This window comes from Candidatus Phycosocius spiralis (assembly GCF_030158815.1).
Classification (GTDB): Bacteria; Pseudomonadota; Alphaproteobacteria; order Caulobacterales; family Aquidulcibacteraceae; genus Aquidulcibacter; species Aquidulcibacter spiralis.
Map to the genome: position 1 here is coordinate 217,451 of NZ_BPFZ01000002.1, position 18,090 is coordinate 235,540.

General features: G+C 50.2%; 14 protein-coding genes. 1 reads left to right on the forward strand and 13 read right to left on the reverse strand.

Features of this window, described 5'->3' with window-relative positions; genetic code table 11:
- Position 1 precedes the first annotated feature (1 nt).
- From PsB1_RS02725 to PsB1_RS02735, 3 genes are all read right to left on the reverse strand, one after another.
- Entirely contained in the window at positions 2–1,252 is a 1,251-nt protein-coding gene (locus PsB1_RS02725) for an argininosuccinate synthase (protein ID WP_284358895.1), read from the reverse strand.
- Between the two features lie 81 nt (positions 1,253–1,333).
- The gene (locus PsB1_RS02730) at positions 1,334–1,639 is read right to left on the reverse strand and encodes a hypothetical protein (protein WP_284358896.1); all 306 of its coding nucleotides are present in this window, start codon (positions 1,637–1,639) and stop codon (positions 1,334–1,336) included.
- 111 nt (positions 1,640–1,750) lie between these two features.
- Positions 1,751–3,715: a potassium transporter Kup gene (locus PsB1_RS02735; protein ID WP_420887866.1), complete on the reverse strand. Its 1,965-nt coding sequence runs from the start codon at positions 3,713–3,715 to the stop codon at positions 1,751–1,753.
- A gap of 226 nt (positions 3,716–3,941) precedes the next feature.
- On the opposite strand from PsB1_RS02735, the gene PsB1_RS02740 reads away from it, so the two are divergent.
- A complete protein-coding gene (locus PsB1_RS02740) occupies positions 3,942–4,742 on the forward strand; it encodes an SDR family NAD(P)-dependent oxidoreductase (protein ID WP_284358898.1) in 801 nt (266 codons plus the stop codon).
- Between the two features lie 192 nt (positions 4,743–4,934).
- Here the strand turns inward: PsB1_RS02740 and PsB1_RS02745 are convergent, their stop codons facing one another.
- The 10 genes from PsB1_RS02745 to PsB1_RS02790 form a co-directional block, all read right to left on the reverse strand.
- Positions 4,935–5,579, reverse strand: a complete 645-nt coding sequence (locus PsB1_RS02745; protein WP_284358900.1) for an energy transducer TonB — start codon at positions 5,577–5,579, stop codon at positions 4,935–4,937.
- A gap of 14 nt (positions 5,580–5,593) precedes the next feature.
- Positions 5,594–6,070 carry a biopolymer transporter ExbD gene (locus PsB1_RS02750; protein WP_284358901.1) on the reverse strand — a complete coding sequence of 159 codons (477 nt, stop codon included), beginning with the start codon at positions 6,068–6,070 and terminating at the stop codon, positions 5,594–5,596.
- Positions 6,071–6,153: 83 nt separating this feature from the next.
- Entirely contained in the window at positions 6,154–6,633 is a 480-nt protein-coding gene (locus PsB1_RS02755) for a biopolymer transporter ExbD (protein WP_284358902.1), read from the reverse strand.
- A 26-nt stretch (positions 6,634–6,659) separates the two neighbouring features.
- Complete coding sequence (locus tag PsB1_RS02760; RefSeq protein WP_284358903.1) at positions 6,660–7,538, reverse strand: MotA/TolQ/ExbB proton channel family protein; 879 nt, start codon at positions 7,536–7,538, stop codon at positions 6,660–6,662.
- Positions 7,539–7,745: 207 nt separating this feature from the next.
- Complete coding sequence (gene aguB, locus PsB1_RS02765; RefSeq protein ID WP_284358904.1) at positions 7,746–8,597, reverse strand: N-carbamoylputrescine amidase; 852 nt, start codon at positions 8,595–8,597, stop codon at positions 7,746–7,748.
- Positions 8,597–9,610: an agmatine deiminase family protein gene (locus PsB1_RS02770; protein ID WP_284358905.1), complete on the reverse strand. Its 1,014-nt coding sequence runs from the start codon at positions 9,608–9,610 to the stop codon at positions 8,597–8,599. The genes aguB and PsB1_RS02770 overlap by 1 nt, the downstream gene beginning before the upstream one ends.
- Positions 9,611–9,666: 56 nt before the next feature.
- Positions 9,667–11,250 carry an alkaline phosphatase D family protein gene (locus tag PsB1_RS02775; RefSeq protein WP_284358906.1) on the reverse strand — a complete coding sequence of 528 codons (1,584 nt, stop codon included), beginning with the start codon at positions 11,248–11,250 and terminating at the stop codon, positions 9,667–9,669.
- A 119-nt stretch (positions 11,251–11,369) separates the two neighbouring features.
- Positions 11,370–13,925, reverse strand: a complete 2,556-nt coding sequence (locus PsB1_RS02780) for a TonB-dependent receptor (protein ID WP_284358907.1) — start codon at positions 13,923–13,925, stop codon at positions 11,370–11,372.
- 563 nt (positions 13,926–14,488) lie between these two features.
- Complete coding sequence (gene msrA / locus PsB1_RS02785; RefSeq protein ID WP_284359001.1) at positions 14,489–15,094, reverse strand: peptide-methionine (S)-S-oxide reductase MsrA; 606 nt, start codon at positions 15,092–15,094, stop codon at positions 14,489–14,491.
- 153 nt (positions 15,095–15,247) lie between these two features.
- Positions 15,248–17,878, reverse strand: coding sequence for a TonB-dependent receptor (locus PsB1_RS02790; RefSeq protein ID WP_284358909.1), 2,631 nt, complete (start codon positions 17,876–17,878; stop codon positions 15,248–15,250).
- Between the last annotated feature and the right edge of the window lie 212 nt (positions 17,879–18,090).

The following is an 18,090-nucleotide window of genomic DNA, read 5'->3' on the forward strand; positions in this document are numbered from 1 at the left end:
ACTAGGCGTTCTTCCCTGTGCGTTGGTCGCGCCAAGCCCCAATGCGAAGCCGTAAAGCATTGAGCTTGATAAAACCTTCTGCATCTTTTTGATGATAGCCACCTGCTGCATCAAAGCTGATTAATTCCTTATTATAGAGCGATTTTGCGCTTGATCGGCCCTGCACATAGACCCCACCTTTATAGATTTTTAAGGTCACTTCGCCCGATACATCTTCTTGGCTTAGATCAATGGCGGCTTGCAGCATACGCCGCTCAGGCGTGAACCACATGCCATTATAGATGAGGGTGGCATAGCGGGGCATCAACTCATCTTTTAAATGCATCGCACCACGGTCCAAGGTGATACTCTCAATGGCGCGGTGGGCCTGCAACAGAATGGTGCCGCCTGGGGTTTCATAATAGCCGCGCGACTTCATGCCGACGAAGCGGTTCTCAACCAGATCAAGGCCACCGACCCCGTTTTTCGCGCCAATCTGATTGAGCGCCTCTAAGAGGGCCGCCGGGCCATAGGCTTTGCCATTGATCGAAATAGGATCACCGCGCTCAAAACCGATCGTAATCAAAGTCGCTTGATCGGGTGCTTCTTCAGGTGTGATGGTGCGACGATCGGCACGCTTGGCGACCAAATCAGGCACGGGCTCATTGGGATCTTCGAGAACCAGTCCTTCAGACGAGGTGTGGAGCAGATTGGCGTCAATCGAGAAGGGGGCATCATTTTCCTTGCCCATAGCGATCTCAATCCCTTGTTTTTTGGCATAAGCAATCAAATCAGGGCGACCCTGTAAACTCCATTCCCGCCAGGGCGCTATCACCGTGACATCAGGCTTTAATGCATAATATGAGAGCTCAAACCGCACCTGATCATTGCCTTTACCCGTAGCGCCATGGCAGACCGCATCGGCACCAACCAGATTAGCAATCTCAATCTGGCGCTTCGCAATTAAAGGCCGGGCAATCGAGGTGCCCAAGAGATAGACGCCTTCATAGAGGGCATTGGCGCGAAACATCGGAAACACATAGTCGCGTACAAATTCATCCCGCAAATCATCGATAAAGATGTTTTCAGGCTTCACCCCTGCGGCCAAAGCTTTTGCGCGCGCGGGGCCTAATTCCTCACCCTGGCCTAAATCGGCGGTAAAAGTGACAACCTCGCAGCCATAGGTCTCTTGCAGCCATTTAAGGATAATTGAAGTATCAAGCCCGCCCGAATAGGCAAGCACAACTTTTGAGACTTTCGGTTGGCTGGTCATGGCAATGATATTCCAAGGCTGCTGGCAGGAGCTATGGTGCTAGGCAATACCTGCGATGAGATCAAGTCGGCTGTCTGCGCCTTACTTGGCGCGATTGAGCCATTTAAGCGCGAAGATTAGATGCAGGAGGTGGGCGACCACGAAAGCAAAAGCCATCAGAACGCGCGCTGACCCCATCATCATTACTTGGCTGCTTAGTTCCACACCCGCTTGTTGATGCGCCAGAATGGCGAGCAATAGGCCAAAGCCCGCCGCAAGGGACGGCGCGAACAATAAAGCTAAACGCCGGGGCGCTGTCCAAGTGGGTTTGCCGTTGATTCCAAACTGCATGGGTACACGCGCACCACGCTCAATCTTAAGGCCCGCACTGGCTGAAATAAGCGCCATGAGGAGGAGACCTGCGATAAAACACAAGTCCCCGACCCACAAAAAGAAGTATGAAAAATCGAGCACCCTCACACCAAGAATAAAGCATCAACAAAGTCCAATGGATAGCCCTTAGACGACGACTTGTGTGCCCAATTCGACCACCCGACCCGAGGGAATATGGAAGAAATCTGTTGCATTGGTCGCATTTTTCGACAGGAAAATGTATAAATGATCCTGCCACAATGGCATGCCCGACGTGCTGGAGGCGACAATGGTGCGATGGCCTAAGAAAAAACTTGTCGCCATAATGTCGAACTTTAAGCCTTGCTTGCGACACATGGTCAAAGCTTTGGGGATATTGGGGCTCTCCATAAAACCGTATGTGATCGTAACTACGCGCACATCATCACCAATATCTTCGATCTCAACCCGCTCACTATCGGGCACACGCGGCGTCTCGGCGGTACGCACCGTCAAGATCGCAATTTTTTCATGCAAGACCTTATTGTGCTTGAGATTATGCATCAGGGCAACCGGAGCTAAAGCAGGGTCACTGGTCAAGAAAATGGCGGTTCCAGCGACCCGGTGTGGGGGATGGGCCATGAGTGTTTTGAGGAGGTCGCGCAGTGGAATTGAATCCCTACGGGTCTTTTCAGTCAGAATTCGGGTTCCGACTGTCCAAGTCCACATAACAATGAATAAACCACCCCCCATGACCAAGGGGAACCAACCCCCATTGGGGATTTTGAGAAGATTAGCCGACAAAAAGGATAGTTCGACCAAAAACAGAGGTGTCATGATCGCCAAGCACGGAATTTGCCGCCACTTCCACACACGCCGCATGACAATGTATAACAGACACGAGGTTACAATCATTGTCCCAGTCACGGCGATGCCATAGGCATGGGCCAAGTTTGAGGAGGTTTGAAACAAGATAATGAGGGTGAGCACACCCAGTAAAAGCAACATATTAATGCTAGGAAGAAAAATTTGCCCTGATTGGGTTTCGCTGGTGCGCAAAATCTGCATCCGCGGTAACAGGCCAAGCTGAATGGCTTGTTGCGTTAATGAAAATGCGCCCGTGATCACCGCTTGACTGGCAATCACCGTTGCAATCGTTGCCAGAATAACCAGCGCGGGACGCAGAGATTCAGGGCACATCAAAAAGAAGAAATTCATATCCTCAAGGATTTTGCCTTGAGCATTGGCTTCGACCATGGCGCTTAAGGCAAAGGCACCTTGTCCAAGATAATTGAGTGCCAAACAAGGTAAAACCAAAAAAATCCAAGCCGTCTGTATCGGCTTGCGGCCAAAATGGCCCATATCTGCATAGAGTGCCTCCGCACCTGTTACCGTCAAAAAAACGGCACCAAGTACCATAAAGCCAATTAGACCATGATTACTTAAAAACTTGAGCCCCCAATATGGGTTCAATGCCAGCATTGCACGTGGATCATCCGATAAATGCATGATGCCAAGAACCGCCATCGACACAAACCAAAGGGCACAAATCGGCCCAAACCAAGCCGCAACACTGGCTGTCCCTTTGAACTGAACCGCAAACAGCGAAACCATGATCGCGGCACTAATCAATAAAATGGTCGACAAATTAACGCTCTGTTCTAGGGATGGAATTGTTTTGAGCCCTTCAACGGCGGACAAGACCGAAATGGCAGGCGTGATAACAGCATCGCCGTAAAAGAGTGCTGCCCCAATCACCCCCAAAACAAAGATGGTCGGGCTGCTGCGGCCGAGTGCTTTTTGCGCAAGCGCTTGAAGCGCCAAAACCCCGCCTTCGCCCTTATTGTCGGCAAACATTAAAATAAACACATATTTGATGGTAACAACCAATATCAATGCCCAAAGTGCCAAGGAAACAACGCCCAAAATTTCTGGCGCTGTGATGCCATCGGGTGCAGCCCCTTTGAGAGCCTCTCTAAAAGCGTAAAGCGGGCTTGTGCCAATATCGCCATATACAACCCCAACCGAACCCAATGTCAGAAGAAGAAAGCTGGATTTGACGCGGTTCCCTTTGCTGTCACTTTGAGTGTGTGACATTTTAAGGTCAAGCTGATCTATATCATTGGATGCCATCTGGCTCCCCGAAGCGCATGCTGGCCTAGCCCCTTGCTGGCCAGAAACGCTGGTGCTGGGCGGCGCATTTACGCCTTTTGACGCCGCCCTTCAATAGCGATTGGCTGTCAATGTGGGGATAATCCCTTGCGACCCCAAATTGTGACTCGACCGCAACGACGCCCCGCCCACCCTAGACGCAAAAACGAGCATGGGTTACCAAAGTTCGATCGGAAAGGATAAACTCATGGCGCGTCGTATTTGCTTGGTAACAGGTGCTTCAGCGGGGATTGGTCAAGCCATTGCACGTGTTTTTGCTGAGCGCGGTTATGATTTGGCCCTGAGTGCGCGTCGTGAAGATCGACTCAAAGCCCTTGCCCAAGAACTGAACGATACGTGGGGAGCGCAATGCCATACCATCGTTGCTGATTTAACTGATCCCAATGCCCCCCAGAGGATTGTGCAATGGCTTTATACCGACGGCCATCATGTCGATGCTTTGGTCAATAATGCAGGTTATGGGCTGCAAGGGGGCTATTTGGCTTCTAGCTGGCGAGAGCACGCCGCCTTTATGCAAGTTATGGTTACAGCACCCCTTGAGCTGATCCATCTGCTATTGCCCGCCATGCAAGCGCGTGGCTTTGGCCGCATCATGAATGTCGCCTCTTTGGCGGGACTGCTTCCAGGCGTACAGGGGGCAACCCTTTATGGCGCTGCGAAAGCCTTTCTTATCAAGACCAGTCAGGCTTTAAATCTAGAAAATGCAACAACGGGCGTACATGTCAGCGCGCTTTGTCCAGGATTTACCTTTACTGAGTTCCACGATGTCAATGGGATGCGCGATCAGGTGTCAACTCTACCTAACTGGTTGTGGCAAGATGCAAAGACTGTGGCTCAACTGGGCTATGAAGGCCTTGAGTCCAACCACGCTATCGTGGTTTCAGGGACTGCAAATAAAGCCATCGCAGGCTTAAGTAAACTAATCCCCGATACATTAGCCTTAAGCCTTATGAAAACCCAATTGCACAAATTTCGCCGGAGCGATTAGGTACTTTGATTGGGTTCAAAAATCCGTTCTGTTTCGATTGGCCCTCCTAAGTTGCCTACCCTCCTGCGTTACCAAACATGCTAAGCTCCTTGACCTCGAAAGACAAAGACCGTCCCGGTGATCGGAACGGCCTTTGATGAGCAGACGATACAGGCACCAAGAACGATACTGGCACCAAGTTTGGTTAAAGCACTATTCATCCAATTTGAACTGCACATCCAGAGGATAATCATCAGCCACATTTTCGCAATTGCGACGCGCTGGTTCAAACTTCATCCGGCGGGCTTCACGCTCGACAGCTGAATCAAATACCCCAGGTGGATTAGCGCTGGTGATGATGACGCCAACAACAGACCCTGAAGCATCAATTTGCAAAGTTGCCCTCACATTGCCTTCAGTCCCACGGTCCACAGCGCGCTGCGGATAAGCACGGTCCACGTTAAAATCACGAATCTTGCGTGCATTCCTTGCCCCTTCTGTACACGATGGCGGGGGCGGCGGGGGGGGCGGAGGAGGTGGGGCAGGTGGTTGGTAATCGGTCAATTGTGTTGGAGGGGCCCGCACGACCGTCTCACGTATCTCTTCTTGAGGCGGCGGGGGAATATCGACAACCACCCGTGTTTGACGCTCTACCAAAGGAGGTGGAGGCGGCAGCTTCTCCGGTGGAGGAGGAGGTGGTGGTGGTGGTGGCTTTGGTTTTTCCTTTTCAGCCTTCACTACATTGAGATTATCCATGAAATCCGAAACGAGTTCGGGGCGAATTTTCGATACGCCGTACAAAATTCCCGTCCATATTAAAATGGAAATCAGGAGGAACAACATGCGATATTTTGCCATATCTATCTGCCCTCCTAGCGCAATTGATCAGTGCTGATTGCGTCTTCGGCAACCAATGATACTTTTTGGAAATCAGCTTCTTGCAGGATACCCATGGTTTCCATCACAGAGGCATATGGCAAGGTCTGATCTGCCCGAACCCGAACGGTTTCTAACAAGCGGTTGGGCGAGTCTGGTATGTGAAATGTAATACGTTCCAACACCTTAGCCGCCAGCTGATCAGGTTCGGTCAATTGACCGTCAACAAAGATTTGCGGCACACCCGTCCCATCATCGCGGATGTCAACCACAGTTGGGGTCTTTGGCTTAACTGGTTGTTCCTTTGGCGGAACTGGAGGTGGAAGGTCCACTTTCACGTCTGTGGTCGGGATTGGGGCTGCTACCATGAAAATGATTAACAACACCAACAAAATATCGATGAAGGGAACAATGTTTGGTTCTGAACTTGGCTGCAAGCCCTTTCGGCGGCCGCCCGAGAGTTTAGCGCCCATAGTGGGTTACTCCCTTCAGGAAGACAGGAATTGTGGTACATACGCAGGGGGTATGGATATAGATCATGATTTACCTCCCTATCTTATCGGCGTTTATCCGCGCCAACGAGCGCAACTTTGTAAAACCCTTCATCTTGAAGGCGGTTCATTACAAACACCACATTGCGATACGGCGTTTTACCATCCGCACGGACATAGATGCGCTGGTCAATGATTTTTCCGATGTCCCCTTTGAATTTAGGGTTATCTTTGACCACAGCTTCAAATGCTTTTTTCCCAAGAATGGTCGTATCGGTGACTTCATCATTGCCAACGAAATACCCAACAACACCGCCCTTGTCTTGAATTGAAATATAGGTTGGTTTTGGCGGACGTTTTGATGGCAGGACTTTGGAGTTTGGCAAATCAACTTTGATATCGACGGATGCAACAGGGGATGCAACCATGAAGATAATTAAGAGAACCAGCATCACGTCCACAAATGGAACGATATTTGGTTCTGCATTGACATCAAGCCGACCCCGTTTGCTGCTTCCGCCACCTCCGGCTAGTTTTGCACCCATGATCAGTCTCCTTTTCTAGAGCCCGATCAGCCCTGCTTATCCATGTCGCGGGTAACGAGGGAAATGAAGTCTGCTTCAAAATCTTCAAGGTAGTTACCAATCGTACCGGTTTGTTTGGCCGAGAAGTTATAGATCAATACCGCTGGAATAGCGGCCACAAGGCCTGCAGCGGTTGCGAACAAGGCTTCAGCAATACCAGGGGCCACAACGGCGAGCGAGGTGGTTTGGGTATTTGCAATGGCGATAAAGGAGTTCATAATCCCCCACACAGTACCAAATAGACCGATGAAAGGCGCATTTGAACCAATGGAGGCCAAGAAAGTCATATTCGAGCCCAGTTCTTCGACACCTCTATTTTGCTCTGCCGTCATGGCGGCGCGGACACGCTCCAACAGATCACTCCGGGCATCGCGCCTGGCATAGAGGCCTGCTTCCTTGGCTTTTTGCAATTCGCCATATCCAGCCACAAACATTTTCTTGGCAAAGCCATCAGGCTGCTTGGCTAATAATTGAGCGGCTTCTTCGGGGGATTTCGCTTTTTTATAAGCAGCTACGAATTCGATAGTGCGTTTTTTATTGCCGCGCATAACGATAATCTTTTCAAACATTAAGGCAATGGCATAAACCGCACATAATAGAAGTATCACCAAAACCACTTTGGAAACCATGGGCGAATTGCCAACCATTTCCATCAGCGTGATGTTTTGTTGACCTGCAGATTTGGCAGCTTCAGCAGCAGCAGCAGCGGCTTCCGCGGCGCTTGGTGCAGCAGGTGCCGCAGCGGCCACAGCATTGGTGGCTTCAACAACAGCATTGGTGACTTCAACCGTGGCAGTTACCGAGGCGTCGGCGGCGGGGGTGGCAGCGGTGTCAGCAGCACCGGCGGCTTGCAGTAGAGCAAACATGGTTTCCTGTATCCTCCAAATCAATCCCGCCGTTCATCTCTTTGTAACGACCGGGTCCGTGCGTGTCCTAGCCGCCCTTGATCAATTGTGAAAGGGGGTGATGCGCTAAATTGCCACTCAACGGAAAGAAATGTCTGTTAAAACCACTATTGTGCATTATTTATAGTCGATTTATGGCAATTTTTTTACATTTTAGGTTAATAAAACTTATTGATGACCATAAAGGTCAGGCCGACGGTCCCTGAAAAACCCCCAAGCAGCGCGGTGGCGGTCTAAAAATGCAAGGTCAACCGCACCCAAAGCAATCCCTTCTTCGTGACGAGAAAGCTCACTGATCAAATCACCACGATGATCGGAAACAAAGGAGGAACCGTAAAAATGCTGGTCTACCCCCAGTCCTTTCTCAACGCCAATCCGGTTGGCTGCGACCACTGGAATGACATTGGTGACCGCATGGCCTTGCATGGCACGTTGCCAAGGATCGCGTGTATCCAAAGTGCCATCATGGGGTTCTGACCCGATAGCCGTGGGGTATAACAGCACTTCTGCCCCCATCAAAGCCATGGCGCGCGCAGCTTCTGGGTACCATTGATCCCAACAAATCCCCACGCCTATGGTGGCATAGCGGGTTTTCCAAACCATAAAGCCTGTATCGCCGGGCCTAAAATAATATTTTTCCTGATAGCCTGGACCATCTGGAATATGGCTCTTGCGGTAGGTGCCAAGGGCTGTTCCATCCCAATCAAGCACCACAACACTATTATAATAGCGCGGGCCGTCGCGTTCAAAGATCGATACTGGAATGACGACACCAAGCTCTTTTGCAATCGGTTGCAAGCGCGTCACGCACGGATGCTCAAGCGCAGGGAAGGCGGTGGCAAACCAGCGCTCATCTTGGGTGGTGCAAAAATAGATTCCCTGAAACAATTCTGAAGGCAAAATGATCTGAGCACCTTGGCGGGCTGCTTCTCGGATCAAGTCGATTGTTTTGTCGATATTGGCGGCCATATCGGTGCCGTAGCTGGTTTGTAAGGCTGCCAGCTTAACAATATTGGACATTAAACTGGCTCCTGTTGGGTGATGCAATGAAAACTGCCACCGCCGGTCAAAATGGCGCTACTCTTTATACCGACGATGCGATGCTGAGGAAAGGCTGAGCTAATACCGCGCAATGCCGCATCCCCAGATGCTGTGCCATAAAGTGGGACCACAATGGTGGCATTCCCGATAATGAAATTGAGATGCGAAGCCGGTACCACTTCGCCTTGTTCATTTACAATCCGGCCCGGGGAAGGAATAGCAATGATTTCAAGCTGCCGGCCTGCGCTATCTGTCATCTGACTTAGGTCAAAGGCAATTTGTTGCAATTGTACTTGATTTGGATCATCATGTCCAAATGGTGCCATACACATAACCCGGCCAGGGCCTATAAAGCGAGCAATGTTATCGACATGCCCATCAGTGTGATCATTGAGGAGACCATCACCGAGCCACAAGACTTTTTGGGCTCCAAGGCACTCCTTAAAGGCCGCTTCAGCTAGGCTTTGTGTCCAAGTGCGATTGCGGTTTGTGTTAAGGACACATTGGCGTGTGGTTAAAATGGTCCCTTCCCCGTCATGGTCAACAGCCCCGCCTTCCAACACAAACTGTGATGCTTGTATGGATGTTGCGGCTAAGCGCGCAACGCCATCACCAACATGCTCATCATGGTCCAAGAGATATTTTTCGCCCCAACCATTAAATTTGAACCGCAAAGCAATTGGCCTACCATCCTGCTTGGCAAAGATCGGACCGGTATCGCGCAGCCAAATATCACCGAAATCAAGTTCATGGACGAAAACTTGGGGCGCAAGCCAAGCGCGCGCGTTGGCATAAGATTCTTGTCCGCAGGCAAGAACGTGAACAATATCGCCTGCCTGACCTCTTGGGCCAGGCGCGATCAAAGCTGCGACCATGGCTGCAACTTCTGCGCGCGCAGGGACGAGGTTTTCTTGCCATAAATCAGCAGCCGATGGCCAGCAAGTCCATATCGCTTTATGGGGACTCCATTCAGCTGGAATATGCAATGTCATGAAAAAGATCCCGGTCAGAAATGGGCCATAAGATTGAAAAGCAGCGGTCCAACACTTTAGGCGTCATTGATATAGGCTTTGCCTCGTTCAACCACAAAGCGCTTTAATGGGCTAAATGGCTGATCACGTCGCCAAGTCGTCGGCGTACTCATCAAGCGCACATCCATCCGCTGGGGATCAACATCAATAAGCCCATAGCCGCGCACCCGGTCATCTTGCCATTTTAAATGTGGGTTATCAGGAAAGAGACGGTTCCAGCGCTCATAATTGAAGGATTGGCTGGTAATGGAGCCACCAACAAACTCGACAGCCACAGTATCACTTTCAGGCCTCGAATAATCTTGCTTGACATCGCTGGCCCAAAACCCGTGCATATCTCCGCCGATCACCACCGAGGACACTTCACGCCGGCGGCGAACCATGAGATCAATTATCTTCTGCCGCGCTGGCTCATAACCACTCCAGCCATCTGTATAGGCGGTTGGGTCACCCTTGTCGGACTTTTGAAACAGGGTTGAAAACAATGTGGGCTGCACCAAAACCGACCATTTGAACGGCGCACGCATGAAGTTATCGTTGACGAAGCGTTCTTGGCGGGTGCCTAAAATCGTGCGCGATGAGTCTTGAAGTTCTGCACATGATACGCGACTGGCATTGACAGCCTCTTGGCGATCTGGCGGAAGACACGCGCCCTTAGAGCGATATTGGCGTGTATCCAACAAAGTAAAGTCCAAAAGATCACCCCAACCACTTTGCCCATAAATCCGCATACGGTTGATCGCATCAAAGCGTGACCTTGCCCGCAATGGCTGATGCTCAAAAAAGGCTTTATAAGCATTGTATTTTCGGATTGGAAAATCCGTCTCGACGCTTTGTCCGGGGAGGATTTTGCCGAAATTTCCTTGGTAGTCATTGGCGACTTCGTGATCGTCCCAGATGTAAAGCCATGGTGCCACAGCATGTGCGGCTTGCAAATCCATATCTAATTTATGGACTGAATGGATCAGACGATAATCCTTCAGGCTATAAGCCTCCTCAACGGGCATGCGACGCACACCAGCACCCCAAGAAACTTCGTAAATATAATCACCAAGTGAAAGAATCACATCTGGGTTTTGCTTGGCAAGGTCGCCATAGGCGGTAAACAAGCCCTGCTCATAATGCGAACAAGAATGCCAAGCAAAGCGCAATTTGTTGAGCGGCGCGCCGAATTCAGGCGTGGTCCGCGTGCGCCCGATGGGGGAGGTGGCTAAGCCAACTCTAAAGCGGTAAAAATAGGGCCGATTGGGCTTTAGCCCGCTGACTTCGACGTGAATCGCATGCGCATTGTCCGGCCTTGCAACGGCAAATTCGCGGCGCACAATCTTGGTAAGGGCCTCATCCTCTGAAATCTCACACATGACATCAACCAAGCCCTCGATCACAAAGTCAGGGTCGAGTGGCTCTGGAGCAAGACGGGTCCATAGAACAAAGCCATCCTGGGTCGGGTCACCCGATGCTACGCCTAAGGTAAACGGGTCAGAGATAAACTTGGGCGTCTGCGCGAACGCTGAGCCGCGCCACGGGCTCGAAATCGACGCTGCCGCCGCCCCCATTGCCCACGCATTGAGGAATAGGCGCCGCTTTGGATCAATGCTCATGAGGTTCAACCTTCTCAATCTAAATAGGGGGCTCTCTCTTATTGTAGCCCCACCATCACCAATAAAATAGGGCGGCCCGCATAGACCGCCCTATTGTTTCGTCTAGCCTATGCTTGTGTTTAAAACTTTGTTTTCAATGATAATTGAACAGTACGCGGTGCGCCTAAAGAATAGGTTGGGGCCAAACCTGCGCGCGGCACGATGGTGCCTGTCACCGTTGAAACATTGGCAATGGTCTTGGCGTTGGTCGTTGAACTTATGTTACCTAGATAATCCTCACCAAACAAATTGATGAAATTCAATTGAATGACCGTGTTTTTGATACCCAATTGTTCAAAATCATAGCTCAAGTCAACATCGGCGACAGTGTAGGCGGGAGATTCTTCGTCATTGACGTCGGTTGAGTAACGCGAGCTGACATATTTGCCTTGAATGCCCAAGATCAGGCCATCCACACTATATTGCAACCTTACACCATAAGTCGAATCAGGGGTTTCAACCAATTTCTTGCCAGCCGTAGGCAAAAGGGTGGTAGCCGACAAAGGCACATCGCGCTTGATTTCACTCTCGATAAATGATGCCGAGCTGTAGATGGTCAAACCTTGACCGAGTTGATAGCCGAGTTCGAGGTCAATGCCACGTAGATCTACATTGCCGACATTGCGGTCAACGTTGAAACCAAGATCTGGATCAAATGAAGATACAATCCGGTCATTATACATAGTTGTCCAAAAGGCTAATGAGGCTGTGATATGTTGCTTTTGGTAGCGATAACCTATGTCAAAGGTTTTGGTGGTTTCAGGCACGGCTGGACTGGATATCACCGTGTTGTCGGTAGCGCGCACCACAGTATAGAGGTTATCCGTGCGCGGTGCAGAGAAGCCTTCTGCGTAACTGACATAGACCGAATTGCCCTCAAAGATTTCATAACTTGCACCCATATTTGGCAAAACTGCATCATAGTTCCGCTTAGTTTTGAATGGGGCAATATATTGGGAAGTCCCTGTTGAAGCAAAGGTAACATTTTGATTGGCCAAAGTCGCATTAGGCGTCTCTGTTGTGCATAAGACAGTCGAGCTACCATTTAGAGTATAACAACGTTGGTCCAATTGACGCTCAAAAAACGGTGCCCGAACGCCCAAATTCACGGTCAACTTATCGTCGAAAAAATAACCCCTGTAATCGAGCGCTATTTGGTTCAACTGAGCGATTGAATAGCGATCCCGACCACGCAAGAAACTGCCGTCTGCGCCAAATACTTTCGGACCATTGCGTCCACCAAACACATCCAAAGGCTTGCCAGTCGCGTCTAATTGGGTGAACTCTCCTGTTTGACGGTGACGGCCATAATCAAATGTATAGGCAAAGCGTAACCGATGGGCTTCATTCATATCCCAAATGAGAGACGCATTCACGCCTAAGCGGTTGGTATTAGTGGTGTTGGGTGTATAGAGACGAACGCTATCCAAGACATCGCCATCCCCATTCAAATCGACACCTGATGATATTGCACCAGCCCCAGTGGTGACTAAACCTGGGCCACGCAACCGGCGGTCAGTCTCGCTGATTACCGTCGTGCCACCACCATTGGCCAAGACATATTGGTAGGTTGGGTCTACCGTCAAACGTAAGCCATGCGCCAATTGAAAGCTGGAGCTGCCGCGAATATTGCCCGTATTAGATGGGTTAATGCGCAGGCCATAAAAATTGGTGCAGCTAGCTGGGTTTGCTGGATTGTCACTAGAGCTTGAGAAATCGGGATTGGAAGCAACAATGGTTTGACCATCATTCTGCGCCGTGCCGGCAACGGGTTTTACCCGGGTACAGGTTTCGAGATTGTCAAACTTAGGGCCGTAAAATGCCCACTGAGCCAATGTGGCGTTGCGATAAAATGCATTACGGTTTTCATTATAGTGGAAAGAGACACTCAAGAAATCCGTTTCGTTAAGCTTTTGATACATGCGGGCATTATATTGCTGCTTTTCAAGCTCACCTGGGCCCTTAAATTTGCTATATTTTTGATAGGATCCACCTACGAACGCGGTTGTATCCCAAGGGCCTAACTTACCAGTATCAACGCTCAAAAGCCCACGACCATAGGCGTAGGAACCTGTCGATACGGAAACGCGCAGACCAAAAGTGTTATCAGGCTTGCGCATGAGCACATTGATCGTGCCCCCTGTCGCAGATGCAGAGGGGCTATCGACTTCGGTTGTGCCAGTATTGATTGTGGCTTTGGCAATAAATTCTGGATCTAATTGCTGGTTCGTATAAATGGCGTAATTGCCTGTGTCATTTAATGGAATGCCGTCAACAGTCAAAGAAATACGGCTGCCGTCAAAACCACGCAGACGCACATTGCCACCCGACGAACCATAAGGGTCGCTATTGGTGAAGTTGAGGCCGGGCACTAAATTCAAGCTTTGGAAAACGGTTTGACCGCTAGGCTGGATCGCAAGATATTCCGCCGTGATGGTGGAGCGCGTTTTGGCGACCTTCTCATTGATGATCAAGCCACCGGTGGAGCGGTTGCGCGCTGCGATAACGACAATGACCTCCTCTTCGACCTGTTGAGATCCTGTTGATTGCGCCTGTGCGGGAGCACTCCAGCCCATTAGACCCATGGATAATGCGGCAAGTGCGACGCCTGTTGATAGGCGGGAGATGTTCGACATGTGTGGACCCTGATCAATTAATGGACTGCAACCCAATGAGGGATGCATAGTTGGGGTCAACTAACCTTAAAGCACTACGCCTCTGCGACTTTTTTGTAACAGTTTCATGACGCAGACCAAAACCTAAGCCCATGGCGGCCTAAAGTTATCCCAAATGAAGAATACATTCAGTGGCATCATTGCTACATTTTTGGGTGTGGCGGGTGACGCTAACGGCAGCAACATCTTGAGGCTTCTGATTTCTCTGGGCCTTAGGGATTTTCTTGGATGTTAGGCTTCTTAAGGCTCTGGATTCTTTGAGCTTTGGATTCTTTGGGCTCTGGATTTGTGCCCTACTTATGGTTTTCGCCTTAAAAAAACGGTGGAGCTTATGGCCCCACCGCAAGGCGATGCTCAGGGAGCGCCAACCTGTCTGCGCACCTAAGAAGCGCAACAAGCAAGGCCGGACACCTAAGTTCGACCCCAAGATCGAACTTACCGCTAGGTTAGCCTGTTGGCCTATCTGTTGTAAAGAGGACGATCAGACAGGATTACAGAGGCGAGATCTTAAAACTGATAAATGATTAAGGTCCCCAAACGGCTCGCAATCGCGCATCGCGGCCGCATCCACTTCGGTAATAGGCATATCTTAAGGGATTTTTCTGATAAAAATTCTGATGATAGTCTTCGGCTGCATAAAAGACTTTAGCTGGAAGGACTTGCACAGCAACTGGGCGCTCAAAAAGCTTCGCGATTTCAGCAAGTGATGCTTGTGCGGCCTTCTCTTCGGCAAGATTAGCAACAAAGATGGCGGGGCGATAGCTATCTCCCCTATCGCAAAACTGACCTTTGCCATCCAACGGATCCACTTGCCGCCAATAGGTACGCAACAATTCCTGATAGCTAATCCGTTCTGGATCATACATGATTTGTACGGCTTCATAATGACCGGTTCCCCCGCCGCTAACTTGCTCATAGCTAGGATTGGCTAAGTCGCCGCCTGTATAGCCAGAAATCGTCGCCACAACGCCCGACAATTGATCAAACGGCTTTTCCATGCACCAAAAACAACCCCCAGCAAAAATCGCTGTTGCCAATAAGGTGGGCGTGGGGGCTGGCGCTGTCGCCCCTCGTTGTGTTGAGGATGCCGGGGCTTGTGGTGCAGTCGCTCCGCAAGCGCCCAAGATCATGAGGAGCAGAGTCAAAGGGATCAGGCATTTATGGGTTAGGGTCATAAACCTATACGCGCACAAGATCCAACCGGTTGCAACCTGATCTGCTTTACATTGGTAAGCTTTGGCGCGCCTACTCCATCGAGCAGCAGGCGCGCCTTGCCATTTAGCTTAATAATTCCAGCGTAAAGTCACGCCATAGGTGCGGGGTTCACCAACAAAGCCGTTAATCTGGCTGGTGACAGGGCGCGGCGCGAACCGTCCCAATGCGGGCTGATTGGTTAGGGCTGGTGCGTCACCTTGAAGCGGCGAATCAAAGGCGATTTGTACATAACGCTCATCGCTTAAATTGCGGCCCCACAATTCGATGGTCCAACGCTCATCCTTGGTGCTAACAGCCAAGCGGCCATTCAACAAAGTATAGCCTGGCTGGGTTTTGCGGGGATCTAGATTGGAACCCGTAACCGAATCGGTGATGGTACGGAAATCTAAATAGGCATTAAATGTAGCTGTATCCGACAAGATTGGCCATTCATAATTGACCGCAGATCCATAAGACCAAACAGGCGAACTGGTTAACTGGCTGCCTGGCAACCAATAAAGATTGGGGTTCTGGCCCAAGAAAGTATTGGGTTGATCAGCGGCCCCCAACTTCTTGGTATATTCAGTCATCGAATATGATGCACCACCTGTCAGGGTCAGACCGTCTAAGGGGGTACGCAACACATAATCGAACTCAACCCCTTGCGAAACCACCTTAGGCACCGAAGTCACAACAAACGAAACACCGGTAAAAGTGTTGAGCTGGAAGTTCTCAAACGTCTGATGATAGAGCGCGAAATTGGCCGTCAATGCCTTGTCAAACCATTGCGTTTTCAGACCCACTTCATAGGCATCGACGGTTTCTGGCGCAAAGGACGTATCAGGTTGGCGGACAGTCCGGTTACCAGCACCTGGCGAGACGATCGATGTCACGACATTGTTTTGTAGATCGGAGAAGGCCCGATCCAAGTTAAATCCGCCAGCCTTATAGCCGCGTGAGTAAGAGGCGTAAGTATTGATATTGGGGGCAAATCGATAAGCTGCCGAAGCAATGCCAGACCATTCTTTTTCTCTATTGTGTTGGCGATGATCCATCCCGTCCAAGGCAGAGCGCATCCATGGTGCACAAATGGCACCTACAATTGCTGCCAAGGCACCAGCATTTCGAGCCGCATCAAGGCCCAACCGATTTTCGATCGCCGTACACGCACTATTGCCTTCCGTTTTATAACGAGCACTAAAATTCTTTTCTTCATTGGTGTAACGAAGACCCAGCGTTACACTAAAATCATCGTTAAACTGATAGATATTGTGGGTGAAAATTGCCCATGAATTAGAATCTTGCACATAATCATCAGTCGTTCCGCCGCCAGCGGCTAAAGCGCCAATACTGGCTGGCGTAACACCTAGAATGCCCTGCCATGTTGATACCACACCGGCCAATTGGGTGTTGGTAACGTTCGGGTTGAGCGGATTGACTGCCAGCGCAGGCCTAACTAGGGCTAAAGCAGGCCCCAACAATCCACCTATATAGGCTTGATAGTCAGTACCAATGCGGAATCGATCGCGATGTTCAATGGTTTCCTGGGCATAAATACCGCCAACCAACCAGTCTAATTGGCCAATCGTACCGGCGTAGCGCAATTCTTGGCTGAAATTATCGAAGCTCGTACCACCGCCATCGGATTTTAAGCGATACACAACATCAGCACCTGAATAATCAATATCTTGTCCGGCCGTACGTTCCCAGTTGCGTTGAGCAGTCAAAGAAGTCAGACGACCAAAACCTACCTCCCAATTCATTTCAAGGCTAATGCCACTATCTTCTATATCTTGATCATAGGTCCGGTTTGCGCTTGCTAGATAGCGCTTTAAATTTTGGCTGGTTTGCAGCGCATTGGGGGATATTTTGTTTAGAATGGCTGTTGTTGACGGTACACGTGTGTCTGGGACTAGGACGACGGCGGCACAGCAAGCTTCTGCGCGCTGAGCTCGATCAAAAATCAATCGGGCATCAAACGTATCTGTTGGAGTATAGAGCAATTGCCCCCGTACCGCATAATAACTTGTGTCGTTAGAATCCGTTTCCGCCGACCCGTTATTGACATGAACATAGCCATCGCGGGCGCGCGCGGTCACATAGAGGCGGCCGGCCAATTTGTCCTCAATCAGCGGCCCCGTGATGCCAAGTCCTGCGCCGCCGAGACCATAATTGCCATAGGTGACATCACCTGAGGAACCCCATTCAAAGCTTGGCTTTTTGGTAGTGACATTAATGAGCCCCGCCGAAGTATTGCGACCAAACAATGTCCCCTGTGGGCCACGTAGGACTTCAATCGCGCGAATTTCGCCAAGGTCGCCAAATGCAACCCCGTTGCGTGGCCGGAAAACACCATCAATCACGACACCAACTGAGGATTCTAACCCTGGGTTCGATCCTTGGGTACCAATGCCACGAATACGTGCACTGACTGAACCGGAATTTTCTGAAACGGGGACCTGCAAAGAAGGCGCTAATTGGGTTAAATCGCGAATGTCTTTAACACCTGCTGATTCAATCGCCTGCGCACCGATCGCAGTCACCGCAACGGCAACATTTTGCAAAGTTGTCTCGCGCCGGGTTGCAGTCACAATCACTTCATCGACAGGGCGTACTTCTGATGATACACTAGTTTCTTGAGCGAATGCTGGCACTGCAAAAACAGAAGTTGCGCACGCCGCTAACCAGAGGCCTTTACGGCCGATTGTATGCAGATTCATGTTTCTCTCCCAGAGATTTGATTGCTTGTAATATTCGTTGTGGCCCGATTTCTCAGGATTGGCCGTTACAGAAATCAAATGGTCTAATCTGAGCCGTTAATTCCTCGCAACCTTTAAAACTATAAACATAGTTGACCCTTGGGTCGAGAGCGCCTTACTGCAATTTCAAATGACACATTATTCATGTTGCGAATTCGTCACAATTATCTCAA

Excerpts from the sequence above, each read along its gene's own strand:
- PsB1_RS02745 (WP_284358900.1), bottom strand. The coding sequence starts at position 5,579 with ATGGCAAAATATCGCATGTTGTTCCTCCTGATTTCCATTTTAATATGG.
- PsB1_RS02790 (WP_284358909.1), bottom strand. The coding sequence starts at position 17,878 with ATGAATCTGCATACAATCGGCCGTAAAGGCCTCTGGTTAGCGGCGTGC.
- PsB1_RS02770 (WP_284358905.1), bottom strand. The coding sequence starts at position 9,610 with ATGACATTGCATATTCCAGCTGAATGGAGTCCCCATAAAGCGATATGG.
- msrA (WP_284359001.1), bottom strand. The coding sequence starts at position 15,094 with ATGATCTTGGGCGCTTGCGGAGCGACTGCACCACAAGCCCCGGCATCC.
- aguB (WP_284358904.1), bottom strand. The coding sequence starts at position 8,597 with ATGTCCAATATTGTTAAGCTGGCAGCCTTACAAACCAGCTACGGCACC.
- PsB1_RS02740 (WP_284358898.1), top strand. The coding sequence starts at position 3,942 with ATGGCGCGTCGTATTTGCTTGGTAACAGGTGCTTCAGCGGGGATTGGT.
- PsB1_RS02725 (WP_284358895.1), bottom strand. The coding sequence starts at position 1,252 with ATGACCAGCCAACCGAAAGTCTCAAAAGTTGTGCTTGCCTATTCGGGC.
- PsB1_RS02775 (WP_284358906.1), bottom strand. The coding sequence starts at position 11,250 with ATGAGCATTGATCCAAAGCGGCGCCTATTCCTCAATGCGTGGGCAATG.
- PsB1_RS02760 (WP_284358903.1), bottom strand. The coding sequence starts at position 7,538 with ATGTTTGCTCTACTGCAAGCCGCCGGTGCTGCTGACACCGCTGCCACC.
- PsB1_RS02750 (WP_284358901.1), bottom strand. The coding sequence starts at position 6,070 with ATGGGCGCTAAACTCTCGGGCGGCCGCCGAAAGGGCTTGCAGCCAAGT.
- PsB1_RS02730 (WP_284358896.1), bottom strand. The coding sequence starts at position 1,639 with ATGGCGCTTATTTCAGCCAGTGCGGGCCTTAAGATTGAGCGTGGTGCG.
- PsB1_RS02755 (WP_284358902.1), bottom strand. The coding sequence starts at position 6,633 with ATGGGTGCAAAACTAGCCGGAGGTGGCGGAAGCAGCAAACGGGGTCGG.
- PsB1_RS02780 (WP_284358907.1), bottom strand. The coding sequence starts at position 13,925 with ATGTCGAACATCTCCCGCCTATCAACAGGCGTCGCACTTGCCGCATTA.
- PsB1_RS02735 (WP_420887866.1), bottom strand. The coding sequence starts at position 3,715 with ATGGCATCCAATGATATAGATCAGCTTGACCTTAAAATGTCACACACT.